This window comes from Dyadobacter sp. 22481 (assembly GCF_052044875.1).
Classification (GTDB): domain Bacteria; phylum Bacteroidota; class Bacteroidia; order Cytophagales; family Spirosomataceae; genus Dyadobacter; species Dyadobacter endophyticus.
The window spans coordinates 1-506 of record NZ_JBQENV010000017.1 but is presented as its reverse complement, the minus strand read 5'-3'; the positions used below and the strand labels follow the sequence as shown (position 1 = coordinate 506).

The following is a 506-nucleotide window of genomic DNA, read 5'->3' as shown; positions in this document are numbered from 1 at the left end:
AACGTAGTGATCTACGGAGTTGTGGCTGGCAGTTACAGAACACAAAACCTGATCAGATCCCTTTTTGACATTTCAGAGGTAAATCTGTTTTACCTCAACCCCGGATTACTCTGGGACCGTCCTTCCTTGTGGAACAAAGTCCAGCGAATGATCATCGAGCTGACGGTCGTTTGGAAGGCCGACATCATCATCATCCCCGCGACCCGCCATCAATACCCCTATAAATACAAGCTTGCGAAGTTCTTCAAAAAGCAGGTGATCACGGATTTTTACATCTCCTTTTACGACACCTATGTGACCGACCGCAAAACGATCGCCCAAGAAAGTCCCGAAGCAGCAGCACATTTCAAGCTCGATCAAAACGCCATTATCTCGTCCGACCGCACTATTTTCCTCAATGAATCCGAAGCGGAATATTATACGCGCTTGCTGGATGTAAAACTGTCGGATATCCAATACAGCATTGTGCCGCTTTGTGTGGACAGTCGCCGAAAAGCGGCAAATCC

Annotated in this window: 1 protein-coding gene; it reads left to right on the top strand. The window is 47.6% G+C overall.

Features of this window, described 5'->3' with window-relative positions; all coding sequences use genetic code 11:
• Positions 1–506, top strand: a 506-nt coding sequence (locus tag ACTJJJ_RS31735; protein ID WP_440703913.1) for a hypothetical protein, incomplete at both ends; no start/stop codon positions are given.